We start from the raw sequence: 626 nt of genomic DNA, 5'->3' as shown, positions 1-626 counted from the left end.
TTACTGGGCCGGGGTGGCGGCAGAGGAGGGGACTGAACCCCTGCCCGGGTTGGCGTGCCTTCGGGTTCCGTCCCAGGAGTATGCGGTGCTGAGCCACCAGGGCCCCATCGAGCAACTGGGGCCGAGTCTCAACTGGTTCATCCAGCACTGGCTGCCAGCTTCCAGCTATCGCGGGCTGGATGGCTTCGAACTGGAACGCTATGCCCCGGGTTTTGACGGTCGGAGGGCGGATGCCTCCATGGAGTACTGGCTGCCCATCGTTCCCTGCCCGGGTTGAGCGTGCACGTCTTCACTCAAGTCCCCTATCCCTGGCGAGGCTGCTTGCGGCTGATGGCCGACCCTCTGTGCGCCTGCCAAAGATAGTCATTTGAATTCATGGTCTTTTCTCATCGACATAAGGCGTCGTCGACTGAGGCTAATCTCGCCTGTTTTTCGCCTCTCTGCCCGCCAAGATGCCCCAAATTGTTAATTCCGGGGCAAATTAGAACAATAAAATGCAAATGATATTTGTTACTATTCACATGCAGTAGGCAGTCGAGGATCAGATGCAACTTGTTCACCCCCCATTGACCGTGGTCGCCGCGACCATCTCCACCCTGTTGGCAGGCTCTGTGCTGGCCGCCGCG

2 protein-coding genes are annotated in these 626 nt (G+C 58.6%); one reads left to right on the top strand and one right to left on the bottom strand.

The genetic code is table 11. The features are described from left to right. Positions 1-277: GyrI-like domain-containing protein (locus tag BN1127_RS15730; protein ID WP_197069657.1), on the top strand; the 277-nt coding region annotated here is incomplete at its 5' end. A 109-nt stretch (positions 278-386) separates the two neighbouring features. Here the strand turns inward: BN1127_RS15730 and BN1127_RS22880 are convergent. Continuing rightward, positions 387-626, bottom strand: a 240-nt coding sequence (locus BN1127_RS22880) for a hypothetical protein (RefSeq protein WP_231557505.1), incomplete at its 5' end; no start/stop codon positions are given.

Source organism: Aeromonas media (assembly GCF_000819985.1).
Taxonomy (GTDB): domain Bacteria; phylum Pseudomonadota; class Gammaproteobacteria; order Enterobacterales; family Aeromonadaceae; genus Aeromonas; species Aeromonas media.
This window is presented reverse-complemented; position numbering and strand designations above follow the sequence as displayed.